General features: G+C 48.7%; 19 protein-coding genes. 8 read left to right on the forward strand and 11 right to left on the reverse strand.

The genetic code is table 11. From position 1 onward, the window contains the following. Positions 1 to 52: 52 nt before the first annotated feature. Together A5320_RS21025 and A5320_RS21030 are read left to right on the forward strand one after the other, a co-directional pair. Positions 53 to 562, forward strand: a complete 510-nt coding sequence (locus A5320_RS21025; RefSeq protein WP_068069874.1) for a hypothetical protein — start codon at positions 53 to 55, stop codon at positions 560 to 562. Further along, positions 555 to 2,195 (forward strand): GMC family oxidoreductase, encoded by a 1,641-nt coding sequence (locus A5320_RS21030; RefSeq protein WP_068069876.1) that lies wholly within the window; start codon positions 555 to 557, stop codon positions 2,193 to 2,195. The genes A5320_RS21025 and A5320_RS21030 overlap by 8 nt, the downstream gene beginning before the upstream one ends. 99 nt (positions 2,196 to 2,294) lie before the next feature. Here A5320_RS21030 and A5320_RS21840 read toward each other — a convergent pair whose 3' ends face one another. From A5320_RS21840 to A5320_RS21040, 3 genes are all read right to left on the reverse strand, one after another. Beyond that, positions 2,295 to 2,429, reverse strand: coding sequence for a DUF3149 domain-containing protein (locus A5320_RS21840; RefSeq protein ID WP_082971959.1), 135 nt, complete (start codon positions 2,427 to 2,429; stop codon positions 2,295 to 2,297). A gap of 102 nt (positions 2,430 to 2,531) precedes the next feature. Beyond that, positions 2,532 to 3,041, reverse strand: coding sequence for a TIGR02444 family protein (locus A5320_RS21035; RefSeq protein ID WP_068069878.1), 510 nt, complete (start codon positions 3,039 to 3,041; stop codon positions 2,532 to 2,534). Further along, the gene (locus tag A5320_RS21040; protein ID WP_068069880.1) at positions 3,034 to 4,935 is read right to left on the reverse strand and encodes an ATP-binding cassette domain-containing protein; all 1,902 of its coding nucleotides are present in this window, start codon (positions 4,933 to 4,935) and stop codon (positions 3,034 to 3,036) included. The genes A5320_RS21035 and A5320_RS21040 overlap by 8 nt, the downstream gene beginning before the upstream one ends. A gap of 103 nt (positions 4,936 to 5,038) precedes the next feature. On the opposite strand from A5320_RS21040, the gene A5320_RS21045 reads away from it, so the two are divergent. Continuing rightward, positions 5,039 to 5,245 (forward strand): YheV family putative zinc ribbon protein, encoded by a 207-nt coding sequence (locus A5320_RS21045; protein ID WP_068069881.1) that lies wholly within the window; start codon positions 5,039 to 5,041, stop codon positions 5,243 to 5,245. Between the two features lie 108 nt (positions 5,246 to 5,353). Here A5320_RS21045 and A5320_RS21050 read toward each other — a convergent pair whose 3' ends face one another. Both A5320_RS21050 and A5320_RS21055 read right to left on the reverse strand, forming a co-directional pair. Further along, entirely contained in the window at positions 5,354 to 5,587 is a 234-nt protein-coding gene (locus tag A5320_RS21050) for a SlyX family protein (protein WP_068069883.1), read from the reverse strand. Beyond that, positions 5,580 to 6,566, reverse strand: a complete 987-nt coding sequence (locus A5320_RS21055; RefSeq protein ID WP_197490239.1) for a WD40 repeat domain-containing protein — start codon at positions 6,564 to 6,566, stop codon at positions 5,580 to 5,582. The genes A5320_RS21050 and A5320_RS21055 overlap by 8 nt, the downstream gene beginning before the upstream one ends. Before the next feature lie 98 nt (positions 6,567 to 6,664). Between A5320_RS21055 and A5320_RS21060 the strand changes: the two genes are divergently transcribed. Continuing rightward, positions 6,665 to 7,435 carry an FKBP-type peptidyl-prolyl cis-trans isomerase gene (locus A5320_RS21060; protein ID WP_068069887.1) on the forward strand — a complete coding sequence of 257 codons (771 nt, stop codon included), beginning with the start codon at positions 6,665 to 6,667 and terminating at the stop codon, positions 7,433 to 7,435. 101 nt (positions 7,436 to 7,536) lie between these two features. Here the strand turns inward: A5320_RS21060 and A5320_RS21065 are convergent, their stop codons facing one another. Then, a complete protein-coding gene (locus tag A5320_RS21065; RefSeq protein WP_068069888.1) occupies positions 7,537 to 8,022 on the reverse strand; it encodes an Rsd/AlgQ family anti-sigma factor in 486 nt (161 codons plus the stop codon). Positions 8,023 to 8,168: 146 nt separating this feature from the next. Here A5320_RS21065 and nudC point away from each other — a divergent pair, with 146 nt between their 5' ends. Together nudC and hemE are read left to right on the forward strand one after the other, a co-directional pair. Continuing rightward, positions 8,169 to 8,975: an NAD(+) diphosphatase gene (nudC, locus tag A5320_RS21070; RefSeq protein ID WP_068069890.1), complete on the forward strand. Its 807-nt coding sequence runs from the start codon at positions 8,169 to 8,171 to the stop codon at positions 8,973 to 8,975. A gap of 264 nt (positions 8,976 to 9,239) precedes the next feature. Continuing rightward, positions 9,240 to 10,313 carry a uroporphyrinogen decarboxylase gene (hemE, locus tag A5320_RS21075; protein ID WP_068069892.1) on the forward strand — a complete coding sequence of 358 codons (1,074 nt, stop codon included), beginning with the start codon at positions 9,240 to 9,242 and terminating at the stop codon, positions 10,311 to 10,313. An 89-nt stretch (positions 10,314 to 10,402) separates the two neighbouring features. Here hemE and A5320_RS21080 read toward each other — a convergent pair whose 3' ends face one another. From A5320_RS21080 to A5320_RS21090, 3 genes are all read right to left on the reverse strand, one after another. Continuing rightward, positions 10,403 to 11,764 (reverse strand): TonB family protein, encoded by a 1,362-nt coding sequence (locus A5320_RS21080; RefSeq protein WP_068069894.1) that lies wholly within the window; start codon positions 11,762 to 11,764, stop codon positions 10,403 to 10,405. A gap of 123 nt (positions 11,765 to 11,887) precedes the next feature. Next, entirely contained in the window at positions 11,888 to 13,309 is a 1,422-nt protein-coding gene (sthA, locus tag A5320_RS21085; protein ID WP_068069897.1) for a Si-specific NAD(P)(+) transhydrogenase, read from the reverse strand. 122 nt (positions 13,310 to 13,431) lie between these two features. Continuing rightward, positions 13,432 to 14,550 (reverse strand): acyl-CoA desaturase, encoded by a 1,119-nt coding sequence (locus A5320_RS21090; RefSeq protein ID WP_068069899.1) that lies wholly within the window; start codon positions 14,548 to 14,550, stop codon positions 13,432 to 13,434. A 97-nt stretch (positions 14,551 to 14,647) separates the two neighbouring features. Between A5320_RS21090 and fabR the strand changes: the two genes are divergently transcribed. After that, positions 14,648 to 15,256, forward strand: a complete 609-nt coding sequence (gene fabR / locus A5320_RS21095; protein WP_068069901.1) for an HTH-type transcriptional repressor FabR — start codon at positions 14,648 to 14,650, stop codon at positions 15,254 to 15,256. On the opposite strand, the gene trmA is transcribed toward fabR, so the two are convergent. Then, a complete protein-coding gene (gene trmA, locus A5320_RS21100) occupies positions 15,246 to 16,340 on the reverse strand; it encodes a tRNA (uridine(54)-C5)-methyltransferase TrmA (RefSeq protein WP_068069903.1) in 1,095 nt (364 codons plus the stop codon). The genes fabR and trmA overlap by 11 nt on opposite strands. 172 nt (positions 16,341 to 16,512) lie before the next feature. On the opposite strand from trmA, the gene murI reads away from it, so the two are divergent. Then, a complete protein-coding gene (gene murI, locus A5320_RS21105; RefSeq protein ID WP_082971960.1) occupies positions 16,513 to 17,298 on the forward strand; it encodes a glutamate racemase in 786 nt (261 codons plus the stop codon). Between the two features lie 10 nt (positions 17,299 to 17,308). Here the strand turns inward: murI and A5320_RS21110 are convergent, their stop codons facing one another. Then, complete coding sequence (locus A5320_RS21110) at positions 17,309 to 17,803, reverse strand: RNA recognition motif domain-containing protein (protein ID WP_068069905.1); 495 nt, start codon at positions 17,801 to 17,803, stop codon at positions 17,309 to 17,311. Positions 17,804 to 18,184 lie beyond the last annotated feature (381 nt).

Raw genomic sequence — 18,184 nt, forward strand, 5'->3', positions numbered from 1 at the left:
TGCGACCACAGCCACATATCCAATTTCAGATCAAAAATCAGGAGCGCTGCAGATGCAACGACGGCAGTTTATCATGCTTGGGCTGGCCGCTGGTGCGACTTTAGCCACCGGCGTCAGCTTGTATCCGCTGGCGGTTGCAGATCAACAAGAGCGTCGCGATGCTGCAGCCTTAGTGCTGGATGCCATCCTGCCGGCCTTGCTACTCGGGGCACTGCCAGCAGATCCACAGCAGCAACAAGTTGCGCTTGAGCAAACCCGGAATGCTGCGCTGGAATTCCTGCCATTTTTAGCCAAACGTACCCAGGCCGAACTTTCCCAGTTGTTTTTATTGTTGTCGCAACAGCTAACCAGGCTGGCGTTGACCGGGCATTTGCTGGCCATTGGTGAATTGACCATTTCACAACGACTGCAGCTGTTAGAAGACTGGCGCACCAGTTATCTCGCGCTGTTACAACAAGCCTTTAACGGGCTGCGGGCACTGTTGCTGGGTGCTTATTATGGCCAACCTGAACAGTGGCCAGCTTTAGGCTATCAGCCACCGGAGTTTCGCTCTTATGAATGATCCGATTAAACAAGGTTTGGCCAGTGGTTGGTTGCATCTGGATGCGTCGACTTTTAGTGACGATCAGCAATTTGAAACCGACGTGGTCATTATCGGTACTGGCGCCGGTGGTGGTATGGCGGCGGAAATTCTGACCCAGGCTGGATTATCGGTGCTGATGCTGGAGCATGGCGCCTTGCACAGCAGCAGTGATTTTCGGCAGCAAGAGCGCTGGGCTTACCCACATTTGTATCAGGATGGTGCGGCGCGCAAAACCAAAGATCAGGCGATTGCCATTTTGCAAGGGCGCACTGTTGGCGGCTCCACGACCGTGAATTGGACCACTTCAATCCGCACGCCTAAACCCACTTTGGATTATTGGCACAGTGAATTTGGGCTGGACTTTCGTCAAGAGCATGGTCAAGAGCAGGGTGCTGAACAAAGTACCGGGCAAGGCGGTGAACACGCTTCTGAGCAAAGCCTCGATCCTTATTTCGCCAAAGCGGCCGGTCGTTTACACATTTCAGAATGGCAGGTACCGCCCAACGCCAATAATGAAGCGCTGCGCCGCGGCTGCCAGCATCTGGGCTGGCAATATACGGTGATTGAACGCAATGTGCACGGCTGCGCCAATTTAGGCTATTGCGGCATGGGTTGTCCGCTTAATGCTAAACAATCGATGCTGGTGACGACCATTCCGGCAGCATTACAGGCTGGCGCCACCCTCATCAGCAAAGTGTCGGCGCGGCAATTGTTGTGGCAAGGCGATAAAGTCACCGGCTTGCTGGCGGTGCCGGTCGATAGTGCTTATCAGCCCGATCCAAGACTGACCATTAAAATAAAAGCCAAACATTACATCGTCGCTGGTGGCGCTATTAATTCACCAGCGCTGCTGCTGCGTTCGAAAGTTCCAAACCCATCGGGGCGTTTGGGCAAACATACCTATTTGCACCCAAGCGTGATTTCCGGTGCTTTGTTTGATGCGCCAATTCAAGGGCATCTGGGCGCGCCGCAATCTATTTACTCCGACCAATTTGTCTGGCCGACTGGTGCCGAAATGGGTTTTAAGCTGGAGGTGCCACCTATTCATCCGGTGCTGATGGCGTCCACGCTCACCGGTATGGCGCAATTTCATGCCGATATGATGCGTCAGTTTAATCAGTTGCAAGTGATGATCGCTTTGCTGCGCGACGGCTTTGACCCGCAGGCACAAGGCGGGCAGGTGCAGCTCGACAGTGATGGCGAGCCGGTACTTGATTATCCGCTGACTGATTACATTTGGCAGGGCGTGCAAAAAGCCTATCTGGCGATGGCCGAACTGCAGTTTGCGGCGGGTGCGCGGGCGGTGATGCCGGTACACCAGGATGCCTTGTTGTACAGCAGCTGGCAGCAGGCTAAAGCTGCAATTGCCAATTTACCGCTGGCGCACTACCGGGCGGCTTTGGCATCTGCGCATGTGATGGGCGGCTGCAATATGGCGGCAAGTGCCGAGAAAGGGGTGGTCGATAGTTACGGCAACCATCATCAGCTGGCGAATTTGTCGGTGTTTGATGGTTCGGTGTTGCCAACCAGCTTAGGGGCTAATCCACAGCTAACCATCTACGGGCTGATTTGGCGTAACAGTCAGGCGCTGGTGGCGCGACTGGTGGGTTAAACCAATAAAAAAACCGGGTGGTTGGGACGACCCGGCAAGATGACAGCAAAGGGAATAGCTGGCGGTGTGTCTTAAATTTGTTTAAAAAAGGATGCGTCGTTATGTGGTGCTATCGTGGTCAATTTTGTAGATAAAATACACTGCATAAAACAGGCACAAGCCAATCACGATGGCGAGGCCAGTAAAAGAAATAAAAATCACCGGATCATTGGTAAATTCTTGCCATAGGTTCATGGTTGTCGCCTCCGCTTAAATCACGATTTGTATTTAATCACTGAGCAGAGTGTAGGAGGGTGGAGCAGCTTAGAACCTGACCTGGATCAAGCTTTTTGCGGGCTAAATGTCGACAGTGGCGGCAGCTTGATCCAGATCAAAAATTTGTTGCTGTAGGGGCGTGGGGTCGATGGCTAATAGCTGTAGATAAAGCGCAGGCAAAGCGCAATCCGGCGCTGCTACGCGCTGTGGCAAACTGTGTAAACAGGCAATCAGCTGCTGTTGTTCCAGTTGCTCGGAACACAGTTCCGCTTGCAGCAGCTGTTGTTTTAAGTTCACGGCGGCGTTGTCGGATAAATGTGCCGGGAGCTGGCGACGTAGCTGACGCAGTGGTGCGGTGAATAACTGCTGCTGCGCTTTGCAGGCATGCTGTAATAAGGCGATTTCCGTAGCCGCCAATGGCAGCCGTTGGCGCTGCAGATACAGCAGCAATAACAGCAGGTTGACGTTGACGCCCAACTCGTCCTGCCACTGCAGCGCCAGGGGTTTGATGTTTGGATAAAGCGCCAGCGACCAGTGCCAGAATTGCTGCTGATCCGGCCATGGCAGCTGCTGCTTACTCAGATCAGGCATTATTTTGCCAAAACTCGTTGGTTTGCTGCTCCAGTTGCTCCTGCGCTTCAAACCATTGCTCTTCAATGGTCGCAAGTTCGGCTTTGTATTTTGTTTGTTCAGCCAGCACTTTGGTCATTTCGGCTTTACGGCTTTGCTCGTATAAACTGCTGTCGGCCAGTTTTTCTTCCAACACCAGCAGTTTCGCTTCCAACTGATGCTGATGTTTTTCCAATTTTTCGATATTTTGCTTCAGTACCCGGGTCAGGTTGCGTAAATCTGCTTCCAGTCGTTTTTGATCCTTGCGTTGTGCTGCGCCATTACTGACTGGCTCTGCTACCGGTTGTTGCGCTTTAGCATCGTTTTGCAGCCACTGATAATAGTCGGCCAGGTCACCTGGAAAAGGCGCCACTTTGCCGTGCGCCACCAGATAAAACTCGTCAGTGGTGCTGGCGAGCAAATGCCGGTCGTGCGAGACGACCACAATGGCGCCTTCAAAACCTTGCAGCGCCATCACAATGGCTTCGCGCATATCTAAATCAAGGTGGTTGGTTGGTTCATCCAGCAACAACAGGTTTGGACGTTGATACACCAGCAGCGCCAGTACCAGGCGGGCTTTTTCACCGCCGGAGAACGGCGCGCAGGCGGCCAGCGCTTTATCGCCGTGAAAACCAAAACCGCCTAAAAAGTCGCGCAGGCTTTGCTCGGTCACTGTAGGTGCGAGGCGCACCATATGCTGCAGCGGCGAATCTTCCGGCCTCAACGTCTCAAGCTGGTGCTGGGCGAAATAACCAATGCTCACGCCGTTGGCATACCAGACAGTGCCACTTTGCGGTTGCAGGCTGCCTGAGAGCATTTTAATCAGCGTTGATTTACCAGCACCGTTACGACCAAGCAAGCCAATCCGGCTGCCTGGCAATAACTGGAAATTAATTTGCTGTAAAATACTGTGATCGCCATACCCTGCACGAACGTTTTCCATCTTCAGTAGCGGGTTGGGCAATGAACGGGGGTCCAAAAACTCAAACTGAAACGGCGAATCAACATGGGCAGGGGCTAACAATGTCATCCGTTCCAGCGCTTTGATCCTACTCTGTGCTTGTTTGGCTTTGGTCGCCTGAGCACGGAAGCGGTCGATGAATTTCTGCAGATGCGCGACCTGGCGTTGTTGTTTTTCGAAGGTCGATTGTTGCTGCGCCATTTGTTCGGCACGCTGGCGTTCAAACTGGCTGTAGTTGCCACGGTATAACGTCAATTGCTGGCCGTCGATGTGAGCGATGTTATCGACCACGGCGTCCAGGAAGTCGCGGTCGTGGCTGATCAGCAGCATGGTGCCTTCAAAGTTGGCCAGATATTTTTCCAGCCATAATACGGCGTCTAAATCTAAGTGGTTGGTTGGTTCATCGAGCAGCAACAGTTCAGCGCGTTGCATTAAGGCTCGCGCCAGGTTTAAGCGCATCCGCCAACCACCTGAAAATGATTTCACCGCTTGTTGCTGCATGGCGCCGGTAAACCCTAAACCGTCTAATAATGTACCCGCTTTGGCTTCAGCACGGTAACCATCCAGTGCTTCAATTTGCTGGTGGACTAAAATCAAGTCAGTGTCTTCGTGCGCCAGCTTCACCTGCTGTAGCAAAGGGTATAACTTTTCGTCACCTTGCAGCACATAATCCATCGCGCTGGCATCGACGGCCGGAGTTTCCTGCGCCACAGTGGCAATGGTCCAGCTGTTTGGAATGCTGACGGTGCCAGCATCTGCTTGCAGCTTGCCTTGCAGCAGCGCAAATAAAGTCGATTTACCGCAGCCATTGGCGCCGATGATCCCGACTTTTTGCCCCGGAAATACGGTAAGATTGGCTTGTTGCAGCAGACATAAAATGCCGCGGCGCAGTTCGACTTGTTGCAGTTGGATCATTTGTTCTACCACTGGGACTGATTTGGGCTGCTAATGTAATCTTTCAGGCCGTACAAACCAAGAGTTTCGCGGTTTTTTGCATCTTCAAAAGGTAATTTCAGCTATGACCACCAGAAAGAAAAAACGTTTTATTGCCGGAGCCAGCTGTCCGAAATGCAAAGCGGTCGACACTATGATGTTGTTTCTGGAGCATAATGTCGAAAAAGTAGAGTGTGTCAGCTGTGGTTATCAGATGGCGCAACCGGAATCGCAGGTCGAACGCATGGCGCGTGAAGCAGAAACGGTGATTGGGGTGTTTAAGCCGGAATAGCCAGTTTGTGTTGCGTACCGGGAATGGCTTCTGGCTGAACTGCAGTTGCTCGAGTAGCAACTGCCACTGATGAAAAACCAGCCTTAATAGTGAATGTTCTGAAACAAATTAATAATGCGGTGGTGGCGGCTCTTCATGCGGCCGTAAAATCCCACTATCGCCACCTTGTGTTAGTTTTTCCGCCAGGATCAGCACCTGACGCTGCAATTTTTCAATGCGTTTCTGATGTTCCAGCAGTTCATTATTGAGCTGTTGTAATGCGTCATCCTGAAAGGCCAGCCGGCTTTCCAGTTCAAACAGCTGGCTTTGCAACTGAATTTCCGTTGGTGTGAAGTCATTCATGGTTAAATTCCCATTCCTCGGCCTGGCCACTGGAACTTTCGGTCAGGATCCGATTTGGTGCGATAAACGCAATATCATACACTACCGCACTGGTGTTGCGGGTATGGGGAAATGGGCTAACCAGAAAATCTTCGGCAATCTGACCGGTGGTCAAATCCCAGATGGTGGCCCGACGTGAAGCGGCACCCGTCAGCAAATAACGGCCATCATCGCTAAAACGCGCGGTGGTAAAGACCCGGCCGCGGCCCATCTCCAGTTGCAATTTTGCGCGACCGGTTTTTAAATCCCAGACGGTTGCCTGTTGCTGGCTGTCGGCGGTAAAAGCGAGTTGACCGGTTGTATCAAGCGCGACTTTAGTGACGCGTGTTGGATGCACAAAACTATGAATAATCTGGCCGCTTTGGGTATCCCACAAATAAGCTTTCAGATCGTTGCCGCCGGATAAGGCGTAACGTCCGTTGGGCGAGATCGCCACTGAATTGACTTTTTCGGTATGTCCAAGGAACTCCAGCCGCCGGCCCGACTTTAAGGTGACATGTAATACTTTACCGTCATTCTGACCAATCAGCAGATGACTGCCATTTTGCGACACGGCAATATCCCGTACTGTTGATTCCGGCAACGACCAAAATCCGACATTCTGACCGTCGCTCATCCGCCACAGCGAAAAGCTCTTACTGTCGGCACTGAGTAAAAAATCACCTTGGTAGCTAAATGCCAGATGACTGATGAAATTATCGGTGGGTTGTTGCTGGCTGATGCGGAATTTTGCGCTGTGATTGGTTAAATCCCAGACCACCACACCTGAGGTCAGGCTGGACACCGCGGCCAGCTTCGGTTCGGTGGCGATGGCTGCTGCGACGGTGCCAATGGCAGAGTGTTCGGTGTGCTGCAGTGGAGATTTTTGAACTTCTGAGCAGCCAGCCAGCCAAAGGCTGAGAAAAATGCCGAGATATTTCATTCTATGTGTTAACGTCATCAGCACAAATCTGTAGTATAGGCATGGTTAAAGGTTAGTCCTTTATTACTATAACAACACACTTTTGCAGCGAAGTCTGCAGTTTATTGGAGAAACAAATGCGCGTATTGACCAAGGTGTCGCTGATTGCAGCCGCCGTGATTTCATTGTCTGCCTGCCAAAAAGAAGCCGCTGCTCCGGTAGCACCTGTACTGGATACAGACGCAGCAAAACAATCTTATGCTATGGGTATTACCGTTGGTAAATACCTGAACAGCGCTGTAGAAGAACACAAAAAATTAGGTCTGCCATTGGCTTCTGAAACGATGGTGCGTGGTGTGCAGGATACTTTAGCCGGTAAACCAGCACTGACCGACGAAGAAGTGCAAAAAATCATGACCGCGCTGGACGAACAGTTCCGTGCTAAACAAGCTGAAGCTGCCAAAGTGAAAGCGGAAGAAGCGATTGCCAAAGGCAAAACCTACTTAGAAGAAAACGCTAAAAAACCTGGCGTAACTGTGACTGCATCTGGTCTGCAGTATGAAGTGATCACTGCTGCTGATGGTCCTAAGCCAAAAGCGGAAGAAAAAGTCCGCGTGAAGTACAAAGGTACTTTCATTGACGGTACTGAATTTGACAGCACTGAAAAATCAAATGGCGGCGAGCCGGTTGAGTTTATGCTGAATCAAGTAATCAAAGGCTGGACTGAAGGCGTACAGCTGATGGGTGTTGGTTCTAAGTTCAAGTTCACTATCCCTTCAGCACTGGGTTACGGTGATCGTGACGTAGGTCCAATCCCGGCCAACAGCACATTGCTGTTTGAAGTTGAACTGATGGGTATCGTTGGTGAAGAAGCCGCTGCACCTGCTGGCGACGCTGCAAAAAAGTAATTATTGCTACGCCTTATAAGACCCAATAAAAAAAACCGCCTGCTGGCGGTTTTTTTACGAATTCGATTTTATACCTTGATCACACCAAGATTAAGCAGCTATTAGGCCGACACGGTCACGTGATTAGCAAACAAGGTTTGGATCAATTCATCTTCCAGGCCGAATCTATCTTCTAAGGCCTGTCCCAGCGCGGATAAATCATGGTCAAAAGTGCTAAAACTGTTTTCAGCGGAAGGCTCAGCGTAGTTATCATTAAATTCCAACGCAATATCAGTGGAGGCAGAAATTTTCGGATACAAAGCTTCAGCCAGTGATTTGCTGTCATTGCCATTAATTTCGCACTGCGAAACGATTTGGTCATAAACTTCAAAATGGCCAGCTGACAAGTAGTCCATCAGCAGCTGACAAAAGCAAAGGATATCTTCCTGTGCCGGTAGTTGGTTGTCCTGGTTTTGCTTGTCAAATGGTGGCAATGCCGCCAGTTTGCAGTAAGAAACGATTAGTTGTTGCCGATCTTCTAACCAGTTGTCAATTGCGGTTGAAGAGCCGCCCCATTGTTGCCGTGCGGATTGCAGACGGGTATACATAACCGTTTCCTTGATAGATTAAATACGAGCGTTATGCCTAATTAAATGAATTCTGTCACAAAGATCAACTAATTTTTCATTGGTCGGGTCAGTGAATGCCTTTATGATAACAATCATCCGCCCAGCCTTGTATAGATTTATTGCTGATGAAGACGCACAACTTAACCTTAAAACCTGATGACACCGGCTATTGGTTTATTGTCAACCAAGGCAAATTGTTACTCACAGGTGAAACCATACAGGTGCCACAGGGTAGATGGCAAGAGTTACAGATCAAAGAGCCCGAAATGGTTTGCCAGATTGGACAGTGGCAACAACAAAACTGTTATCTGGTGGTCTGTAATGACCAGGCCGACCCAGCGTTGTGGTTTTCAGCCCGTGAATTACTGACGCACCCTGAATCCATTTGGTTCGAATTAGCGGCGCGTGCCTGCCAACTGGCATTGTTTTTACAAACTCACCGCTATTGTGGTCAGTGCGGTAGCCGGATGCATCTGGTGCACTGGGAGCTGGCGATGTTATGTCATAAATGCGGTTTTCGCTGTTATCCGCGGATTTCACCTTGTGTACTGGTAGCGATTGTCAGGCAGCAGCAAATTCTGCTGGCGCGTTCCAAACGGCATAAAACGGGTTTTTATTCGATATTGGCAGGTTTCGTCGAGTCTGGTGAAACGTTAGAACAAGCAGCAGTTCGCGAGGTTAAAGAAGAAGTTGGCATTGATATTACCAATCTGCGGTATGTCGGCAGTCAGCCCTGGCCTTTTCCGCATTCGTTGATGGCTGGTTTTATCGCCGACTATCAAAGTGGTGATATTGTTTGTCAGCCCGATGAAATTGAAGAAGCTGGTTGGTTTGAATTTTCGCTGCTGCCAGCGGTGCCGCCCGTGCAAACTTTATCCGGGACTATGATTGAGCAAGTGCGGTTATTGGTTGCGGAAAAGTATCCTGGATAACGAATTGATGTGGCTTGGAGTTGCAGAATGTTGCAGCAAATAAAAAAGCCACAAAAGTGGCTTAAGTAGGTGTTGCCGGGTTCGTATCTTCGAACTCTTGTTGTTGATTTTCTTCACTAGCGCGTCAGTTTTATATCAGATGGGTTGACGGGCTGCAAGACAAAGTTCGCACAAAAAGCGATAAAAATTCATTAAGCAGCAAACATAGTGTCATAGCAGCTATGCTGTTAAAATAACTCAACATAGCCTAATGGTAGAGCCAAGATGGAATTAAAAAACGATCGTTACTTGCGCGCCCTGTTAAAACAACCGGTTGACCGTACGCCAATCTGGATGATGCGTCAGGCGGGTCGGTATTTACCTGAGTATCGTGAGATCAGAGCCAAAGCCGGCGATTTTATGACGTTATGCAAAAACCCGGAACTTGCCTGTGAAGTGACCTTGCAGCCATTACGTCGTTATCCGCTGGATGCCGCTATTTTGTTCAGCGATATTCTGACCATCCCGGATGCCATGGGTATGGGTCTTTATTTTGGTGAAGGTGAAGGCCCGAAATTTACCAAACAACTGACCGATTTTATGGATGTGGTACAGCTGCCAATCCCGGATCCTGAAGTTGAACTCAAATACGTGATGGATGCAGTGCGCACCATCCGCCGTGAATTAAATGGCGATGTGCCTCTAATCGGCTTTTCTGGCAGCCCGTGGACGCTGGCAACCTATATGTTGGAAGGTGGCAGTAGCAAAACCTTCTCAAAAATTAAAAAGCTCATGTACAGCGAGCCGGAAGTGGTGCATATCCTGCTCGACAAGCTGGCACAAAGTGTCATTTTGTATCTGAATGCGCAAATTGCTGCTGGCGTGCAATCGGTAATGATTTTTGACACCTGGGGTGGTGTGTTAACACCAAACGCTTATCGCGAGTATTCATTAAGCTACATGCAACAGATTGTTGAAGGACTAACCCGTCACGCTGACGGCCGTCCGGTGCCGGTCACCCTGTTCACCAAAAATGGTGGCTTGTGGCTAGAAGATATTGCAAAAACCGGTTGTGATGCGATTGGTATCGACTGGACTATGGATATTCGTTTGGCCCGGGCCAGAGTTGGCGATAAAGTTGCGCTGCAAGGCAATATGGATCCGGCGATTCTGTTGGGGTCACCAGAGCGGATCCGTTTGGAAGTGCAGGCCATTCTGGATGGCTATGGCCAGGGTTCAGGTCATGTGTTTAATCTGGGGCATGGCATTACGCCTGATGTTGATCCGGAACGTGCCCGCGTCTTTATTGAAGCTGTGCAATCGTTCAGCCGTACTTATCATATCAATACGGATCTATAAACGATTTATCTCGTTGTTTATCCAGATAAAATGAAGGCGCTTACTGCGCCTTCATTTATTTGTGTGCAAGGGTAAATCGGCCATGAAACTTAGGGTTGTTCTGAGGTTTGTAGCTGGCCAGCGTATTCAGTTAATAATTCGCGGTAGTTGTCAGTGGCCCAGTTTCTATCTTCTGCCGCTTCAATCGCTTGTTGCAGCATCGCTTCACCCCGTTGTTGCATGCCTTGTTCGATCAAGGCAATACCAATAGTGGATAACAATTTAGGGTTATCCGAATCTTGCTTTAACCCAGTTTCTGCCAATTGAATTGCTTTTTCGGCGCTGCGCAGTTTGGGATTGTCCGACATCGCCAGCAACGAAGCATATTCGACTATCGCTGGTCCATAATTTTGCTCAGCCGCTTGTGCCAGATACTGTGCGGCGCGTTCCGGATCAAACTGGATATTGTCACTGTCCAGCAATTGCTGCGCTAATAAATAGCTGGCCTGAGGATTGTTACCGTCTTTTGCAGCGAAGGTCAGCCAGTTAATAGCTTTGTTGCCGTCTTTATCACATTGGCTGCCATTTAATACGCATTGTGCGATATTAAACTGCGCCAGCTGATTGCCATTGATTGCGGCTTTCAGGTACCAATCGAGGACTTTTTCACCTTTCACTAAACCGGCCTGGACAATAAGGCCATATTTGTACTGATATTCGGCGAATCCGGCATCGGCCGCTTGTTTGACTGCATCAATATAGGTCTGATGTTCCAGCTGTACCTTACGTTTTGCCGATGATAATTTTTTGGTGGAGAAGACGTGTGTTTGGTGATCAAGCCGGATGGCGTCACCATAAGCATTACGTGGTGGCTCGTAAGTCCACTTGTTAATCGCCGCAATAACTTCTTCATCGATCACTGCAGGAGGGTAGGATAAGGCTACTTTACTATTTTCTACCTGACCATTTTCATTGATATCAAACATGACCACAGCCCATGCAACAGTGCCATTACGTTGCTCATAGTCGGGTTTTGGCTGCCGCAATGGTTTAATTTGCTGTGGGCGCTGATACAGATTGTGAACGATGGGGTACAAGTTACCTTTTAAAGCCAGAGCGCCGTAGTTCTGACTAACCTCGACATAAGCTTGTTTGCCAATCCGGCGTGATGGCAGTAAGTTACGCAGCTCGATATATTTCTCTGCAGCCCCGGGCTGTTGAAACTCTCTGGCGGTCAAAGCCCAGGCGTATGCCTGATTAATATCAACGTCGACACCTTTACCATACTGGTAGCTTTCAGCCAGCAATAATTGGGCGTGTGGGTGGCCAAGACGAGCCAAATTTGTTAACTGGGGCAAGGCTTGTTGATAATCTTCATTCTGATAATGTTTAAAAGCAGCGGCGAAATCTGCTTGAGCGCCAGCGCTTAAACCTATCGCAAGCAAAAAGCAGCAACAACGTTTCAGAAACATGCCTGCACTCCTGTGATTATTTTGGTGTTTTTTTCGAGTGTACAACGGTTTATTCGACAAAACAAAACAAAAACGGCGCATTTTTGCGCCGTTTTAATGAATTGATTAACGATAGCTACTTTACTAAAACAATCTGTTCAGTCCGTTCATCGCAGCAACCCGATAGGCCTCCGCCATGGTGGGGTAGTTAAAGGTAGTATGTACAAAGTATTCGACGTTATTGCCACCATTCTTTTGCATCATAATCGCCTGGCCGATGTGGACAATCTCCGCGGCGCGCTCGCCAAAACAATGAATACCCAGTATTTCTTTGGTTTCCCGATGAAATAACAATTTCAGACTACCAACACTGGTATTGGCGATTTGCGCTCTGGCCAGATGTTTAAATTGCGCGCGACCGACTTCATAGGGAATTCTGGCGGCAGTCAGTTGTTGTTCGGTTTTCCCCACTGAGCTCATTTCCGGAATGGTGTAAATGCCCACCGGAATATCGTCGATTAATTGAGTGGGGCAATCGCCGTGAATAATGGCATGTCCGGCGATACGGCCTTGGTCATAAGCGGCGCTGGCCAGACTTGGATAACCAATCACATCGCCGACGGCGTAAATGTTTGCGACTTCCGTCTGATATTTAGCGTTTACTTTTAGTTGCCCGCGGCTGTCAGCTTTGAGCCCAATAGCTGCCAGGTTTAAGGTATCGGTATTGCCGGTGCGGCCGTTGGCAAACAAAATACAGTCAGCCTTCATTTTTTTGCCAGATTGCAGATGCAGAATGACGCCGTCAGGCAAACCTTCAATCGATTCAAATTCTTCGCCGTGACGGATGGTGACGCCAGAATTCCAGAAGTGGTAGCTCAAGGCGTCAGAAATTTCGGCATCCATGAAAGACAGCAGTCGATCCCGGGTGTTCACCAAATCCACTCTGACTCCAAGGCCACGGAATATCGAAGCGTATTCGCAGCCGATCACACCGGCGCCAAATATGATGATATGCCGTGGGTCGTCCTGCAGGGACAAAATGGTATCGCTGTCGAAAATATGCGGATGATTAAAATCAACACTATTCGGACGATAAGGCCGCGAACCTGTGGCAAGTACGATGGTCTCGGCTGTGATTAAGCGCTCTGGCCCCGTCGGTGGAGTGATTTTGATGGTATGAGCATCAACAAATGACGCTTCACCGGCAAACACTTCAACCCGGTTACGGTCGTAAAAGCTGCTGCGTAACCGGACTTGTTTGCGGATCACCCCGGCGGCATGTTTCAGTATTTGTGGAAAGGTCAGATTAGATGACTGATTTTCCATTTGAAACAACGGGTTTTCGTTGTATTCGATAAAACGGCTGACCGAATGGCGTAGTGCTTTGGAAGGGATAGTGCCCCAATGGGTACAACCGCCGCCAACCTGGTCATGACGCTCAACCACAGCAACGGACTTGCCACTTTTCGCAAGGTTCATCGCTGCCCCTTCACCGCCTGGGCCGGTGCCAATGATAATGGCATCATATTGGTATTGTGGTTTGGCAGAGGTAGATTTTGCAGGCACAGCAGTTCCCTATTCCGGAGGTGTTGTTCAGTTACTGATAATAGCAGTATAATTTCTGCAAGCTAAAGCAGAAAAGGCAACTTGCGTTGCCTTTTCGTCGAAGAATCAATAGCGTGAAGCTGTTAGGCGTATTGCTGAATGAAATTCTGCCACTGCTGTTGTTGCTGTTGCCAGTTGTGTTTCATTTCGGCGTAATTTTTACGGATATCAAAATCATTATATTGTTGTAACAACTGCGCTTTTCGCTGCTGCATCAGCTGTTTTTGCACTTCGTAATAAGCATGCATCCGTTCCAGCAACAACGCATATTCGTGCTCCATCCGCTGCAACAATTGCTCAGCGTCTGGCAGCAACATGGCTTTGGCCTGAGCGCGTTTTAGTTGCATTAAGGCTTTGGCTTTGATGATTCGGTCTTCCGGGCAAATTTTCAAATTACGGGTTAGACCTAACCAGGAACAACTTTTAATCAGCCATTTGGTTGGGTCAAATTGCCACCAGCGAATACCGTTGCGGTAGTCATATTCAAAGATATGATGGAAATTATGGTAACCCTCACCATAAGTTAAAAATGCCAGTACACCGTTATCGCGCGCACTGTTTTGGTCGGTGTAGGGCTGGCTACCCCAAATGTGGGCCAGTGAATTGATGAAAAAAGTAAAATGGTGACTCAACACTAATCTGAGCACCCCAACACTGAGTAACATACCGATATAGCTGTCGGTTAAAAAACCAAGAAATAACGGAATACCAAAATTGGTGGCAATGGTCAGCGCCAGATAATGTTTGTGTTGCCACATCACGATGGGGTTGTTTTGCAAATCGCGAACATTGCTATAGTCGCTATAACGTTGACTTTGATATTCCCGTAACATCCAACCAATATGGCTATACCAAAACCCACGTTGGGCTGAGTATGGATCTTTATCGTTCTGGTCGACAAACTTGTGATGAACCCGATGATCGGACGACCAATGTAAAGCACTGTTTTGTAGTGCAAATGCTCCTCCAATGGCAAAAAACCACTGCAATACCGGGTGCGCTTCGTAAGTTTTGTGCGCCCATAGCCGGTGGTAACCTGCTGTGATCGACATTCCACAATAGCCAAGGCATATAATAGTGGCGATGATTTCCAGCCAGCTAAAGCCAACGGTGATGGCGTAATAAGGCACAGCAATCGCGGCGATCAAAAATGTAATGCTAAAGATGAGGACGTTAGTCCAGATAATCGGTGGTTTAGGCATTTTAGGAACAGTTGGCTTACAGATGTAAGCTAATTTTACTTCGCAATTTCATCAGGTCAAGGTATAAAATGTTATTCCTTCAGCACAGGAAGTTCACGTGACCAGAGCCCAACAAAAAGAGCGCACCCGCCGCGCCATTATCGATGCTGCTTTTGCCCAGTTAAGTCCGGATAAAGGCTTTTCCAGCCTGAGTTTACGCGAAGTCGCGCGCGAAGCAGGTATAGCGCCAACCTCGTTTTACCGTCATTTTGCCGATATGGATGAACTGGGTTTAACTTTGGTCGATGAAGCCGGTTTGATGCTAAGGCAGTTATTACGCCAAGCCCGGCATCGGATTGAAAAAAACGGCAGCGTGATCCGCACCTCGATTGAAACCTTTATGGAGTTCGTCGTGGGAAACAGCAATGTGTTCAGATTGTTGTTGCGGGAACGTTCCGGTACTTCTGCCCCGTTCCGGCGTGCGGTGGCCAGGGAAATCCAACATTTTTGTGCTGAACTTGCCGATTATCTGCGAAAAGAAACCGCTTGCCCGGATGAGTTCGCCCAGGTGCAGGCTGAAGCGATGGTGACCTTAGTGTTTCATGCCGGCGCTGACGCGTTGGATGCAAGTCCGGAGTTACGACTGCAAATCACCCACCGCACCATTACACAGCTGCGATGGCTGGCGCATGGGGCGGCTGGTTATGGCCGTCGTCCTAAAGAGTGATTTTTTTGAGCCAGACACCGCATTCAATGTGATGGGTGTACGGGAACTGGTCAAATAACGCAAACTGTTGCACCTGATGAGTTTTACACAAAGTTTCCAGATTCAGTGCCAGTGTTTGTGGGTTGCAGGAAATGTAAATAATATCGTCAAAACGGCTGACCAGTTGTTCGGTCGCAGGGTCAAGACCTGCGCGCGGCGGGTCGACCAGAATGGTGTTTAAAGTCAGCTCGGCTAAATTGATATTTTTTAATGTCTGACCTTGCGCTAGTGCCGCACTGACATCCTCGGCCGACATCTGTACAACTTGCACATTATTGATGTTGTTCAGCGTGATGTTGTATTCAGCACAACGAATCGAAGAACGGGCAATCTCAGTGGCGACCACCTGGTTAAAATAAGGTGCCAGTGCTAATGAAAAATTACCATTGCCACAATACAGCTCCAATAAATCACCTTGCAGTTGCTTCGCGATATCGCAGGCCCAACTCAACATCTGTTGATTCACTTCGCCATTTGGCTGGGTAAAACTGTTTTCAATTTGCTGATACTGCAATTGCCGGTTTTGGACCTGTAATGTCTCTATCAAGTGGTCGCGATCAACCAGAATTTTTTGTTTACGCGCCCGGCCAATAAAATCGATGTTCTGAATTGACGACAGTTCCGCTTTTAACGCGGCGGCTTCAGCTTGCCATTCTGCTGGGATGGGCTTCTTATAGATCAGGCTCACCAACAATTCGCCAGTTAAACTGGCTAAATAATCGATTTGATACAGACGATTTCGTAACAAAGGCCGCTTTTTCAGAGCTTCAAGCAGTACCGGCATAAAGTCGGCGATGGTTTTACAGGCAATTGGGAAATAGTCGATGCGCTGTTTTGACTTAGTGACTGGATCAAACATGATATGAAACATGTCGTCTCCTTCGTGCCAAATCCGAAACTCCGCACGCAGCCGGTAATGTTCGGGGCTTGAAGGATACACTTCGGTCTGGTCAATACCAAAGGGGCGAAACAGCTGCTGCATTTCGCTGACTTTGCTGTCGAGTAACGCCTGATATTGTGCGGGAAAAACCTGACCTAATTGCATCTTGAAGTCTCATTCTAAAAGGGCGGCTATTCTATGAGTTTTTCAGCAAAGATCCAAATTCGCTGCTTTATATAAGCAGAGATAGCGCTAAGCGAAGTTCCTGCATTGAATTGCTGTATGCAGCTTTCGGTTCTGGCACAATAGGTTGGTCATGAGTATGAGATAAAGATCTATGCACATTGGGTTTATCGATAGTGGTGTTGGCGGGCTAAGCGTTTACCAGCATGTAAAGCAGCGAGTTCCAGCGCGTTATACCTACCTGATGGATAACAAATACTTACCCTATGGTGAAAAGTCCGAGAGTTTTATCCAACAACGACTACTGCAATTGTCGGCTTATCTGATTGAACAAGGCGCTGAGTTAATCGTCATCGCTTGTAATACCGCAACGACCCAGGCGGTGAACTATCTGCGACAGCACTTTAGCGTGCCCTTTGTTGGCGTGGTGCCGGCAATTAAACCCGCGGCGGCGCTAAGTAAAGGGATGTCATTTTCAGTGTTGGCCACCCCTGCAACTTGTAACAGTGACTATTTACAGGGATTAATTCAGCAGTTCGCTCCGACTCAGACTGTCATTAAAGTGGGGAGTAGTGAGTTGGTGCGTCTGGCGGAGGAGAAAGTGTGGTATCGCACTGACGTGCGTCAGCAGGTCGCTGACATTTTAACGGTAAGTCCAATCCCTGATAGCGCCGGACACATCGTGGTCTTGGGGTGCACCCATTTCCCGTTTTTATCAGCAGAGATTAAAGCCACTTTATCTGAAGAAATAGTACTGCTGGATACCGGATTGGCGATTGGAAATCGTGTGGCGCAATTAGTCGCTGATTGGCCGGTTCATATTGAAAGGGGAAACGATACCTTTATCAGCACCAGAGAGTTGTTACCTGCGCAGGTGGAAAGGCTGGGCGAACTCGGCTTTGACCAGCATCATTGCTGGCCAATGCCGTTAACTAACTAGCGATATAAGTTTATTCTTCGCCGTCTTCAGAGTCCTGGCGTTCTTTTGCTTCCCGGACTTTTAATGTTCTGCCTTCAAATTCGAAGTCGTTTAATTTTTGGATCATTTTGTTGGCGTCTTTTGCCGCTACTTCTACAAAACCGAAACCACGGCGACGACCGGTCTGACGATCCTTCATCAAACGTACATTCACTACTGCGCCGGACTGTTGAAATAGCTCACGTACTGCTTCTTCATTTGCACGATAAGGTAAATTACCTACATATAAAGTGGCGGTATCACCAGACGCAGTAGCAACAGCTGCCTTTTGTACCTTAGAACCTGAAGTCGCAGGCAAAGGTTTGTATTCCATCAGCAAGGGGACCAGAACGCCCGCGATCACCACACCGATGGTAAGAGCGGTTGCTTGTGAGAACAAATCAGCAGGTAAAAATGACGACACGAGATAAACAATGATGGCCAGAGCCAGTGTAAATGGTAATGAAGTTCGTAAACTAGATGACATAAGCAATTCCTAAATACATAAGAGTGAAAAGAACACAGGGGAAAACCAACTACTTATAGTAGTCAAATTCTATATTAACCAGTCAATATCAGTTCGCCAACCTATAAAATGGGGATATTCGAATGAATTTTGCAGGTATTTTGCCCAGAACGCGCTTTTAATAAGCAGTTGAATCAAAAAGCATAAAATTCTTCAAATTCCCGCTTGCGCGATTTTAAATACGCCCTATAATGCGCGCCATGCCACGGTGAGCAGCGAAAGCAGCAAGCCGGGTGAGTTTGAAGAAAGTGAAAAAAGTCGATAAAAAGACGCTTGACACGAACTTAAAACTGACTAAAATGGCCGCCTCGCAGCGACGAGGGGTTGAGAAGCCCGAAAGTC

This window comes from Rheinheimera sp. SA_1 (assembly GCF_001669775.1).
Classification (GTDB): Bacteria; Pseudomonadota; Gammaproteobacteria; order Enterobacterales; family Alteromonadaceae; genus Pararheinheimera.

What these genes read in the sequence shown, in the direction of transcription:
- A5320_RS21025 (WP_068069874.1), top strand. Translation starts at nt 53, where the DNA reads ATGCAACGACGGCAGTTTATCATGCTTGGGCTGGCCGCTGGTGCGACT.
- A5320_RS21030 (WP_068069876.1), top strand. Translation starts at nt 555, where the DNA reads ATGAATGATCCGATTAAACAAGGTTTGGCCAGTGGTTGGTTGCATCTG.
- A5320_RS21840 (WP_082971959.1), bottom strand. Translation starts at nt 2,429, where the DNA reads ATGAACCTATGGCAAGAATTTACCAATGATCCGGTGATTTTTATTTCT.
- A5320_RS21035 (WP_068069878.1), bottom strand. Translation starts at nt 3,041, where the DNA reads ATGCCTGATCTGAGTAAGCAGCAGCTGCCATGGCCGGATCAGCAGCAA.
- A5320_RS21040 (WP_068069880.1), bottom strand. Translation starts at nt 4,935, where the DNA reads ATGATCCAACTGCAACAAGTCGAACTGCGCCGCGGCATTTTATGTCTG.
- A5320_RS21045 (WP_068069881.1), top strand. Translation starts at nt 5,039, where the DNA reads ATGACCACCAGAAAGAAAAAACGTTTTATTGCCGGAGCCAGCTGTCCG.
- A5320_RS21050 (WP_068069883.1), bottom strand. Translation starts at nt 5,587, where the DNA reads ATGAATGACTTCACACCAACGGAAATTCAGTTGCAAAGCCAGCTGTTT.
- A5320_RS21055 (WP_197490239.1), bottom strand. Translation starts at nt 6,566, where the DNA reads ATGACGTTAACACATAGAATGAAATATCTCGGCATTTTTCTCAGCCTT.
- A5320_RS21060 (WP_068069887.1), top strand. Translation starts at nt 6,665, where the DNA reads ATGCGCGTATTGACCAAGGTGTCGCTGATTGCAGCCGCCGTGATTTCA.
- A5320_RS21065 (WP_068069888.1), bottom strand. Translation starts at nt 8,022, where the DNA reads ATGTATACCCGTCTGCAATCCGCACGGCAACAATGGGGCGGCTCTTCA.
- nudC (WP_068069890.1), top strand. Translation starts at nt 8,169, where the DNA reads ATGAAGACGCACAACTTAACCTTAAAACCTGATGACACCGGCTATTGG.
- hemE (WP_068069892.1), top strand. Translation starts at nt 9,240, where the DNA reads ATGGAATTAAAAAACGATCGTTACTTGCGCGCCCTGTTAAAACAACCG.
- A5320_RS21080 (WP_068069894.1), bottom strand. Translation starts at nt 11,764, where the DNA reads ATGTTTCTGAAACGTTGTTGCTGCTTTTTGCTTGCGATAGGTTTAAGC.
- A5320_RS21090 (WP_068069899.1), bottom strand. Translation starts at nt 14,550, where the DNA reads ATGCCTAAACCACCGATTATCTGGACTAACGTCCTCATCTTTAGCATT.
- trmA (WP_068069903.1), bottom strand. Translation starts at nt 16,340, where the DNA reads ATGCAATTAGGTCAGGTTTTTCCCGCACAATATCAGGCGTTACTCGAC.
- murI (WP_082971960.1), top strand. Translation starts at nt 16,513, where the DNA reads ATGCACATTGGGTTTATCGATAGTGGTGTTGGCGGGCTAAGCGTTTAC.
- A5320_RS21110 (WP_068069905.1), bottom strand. Translation starts at nt 17,803, where the DNA reads ATGTCATCTAGTTTACGAACTTCATTACCATTTACACTGGCTCTGGCC.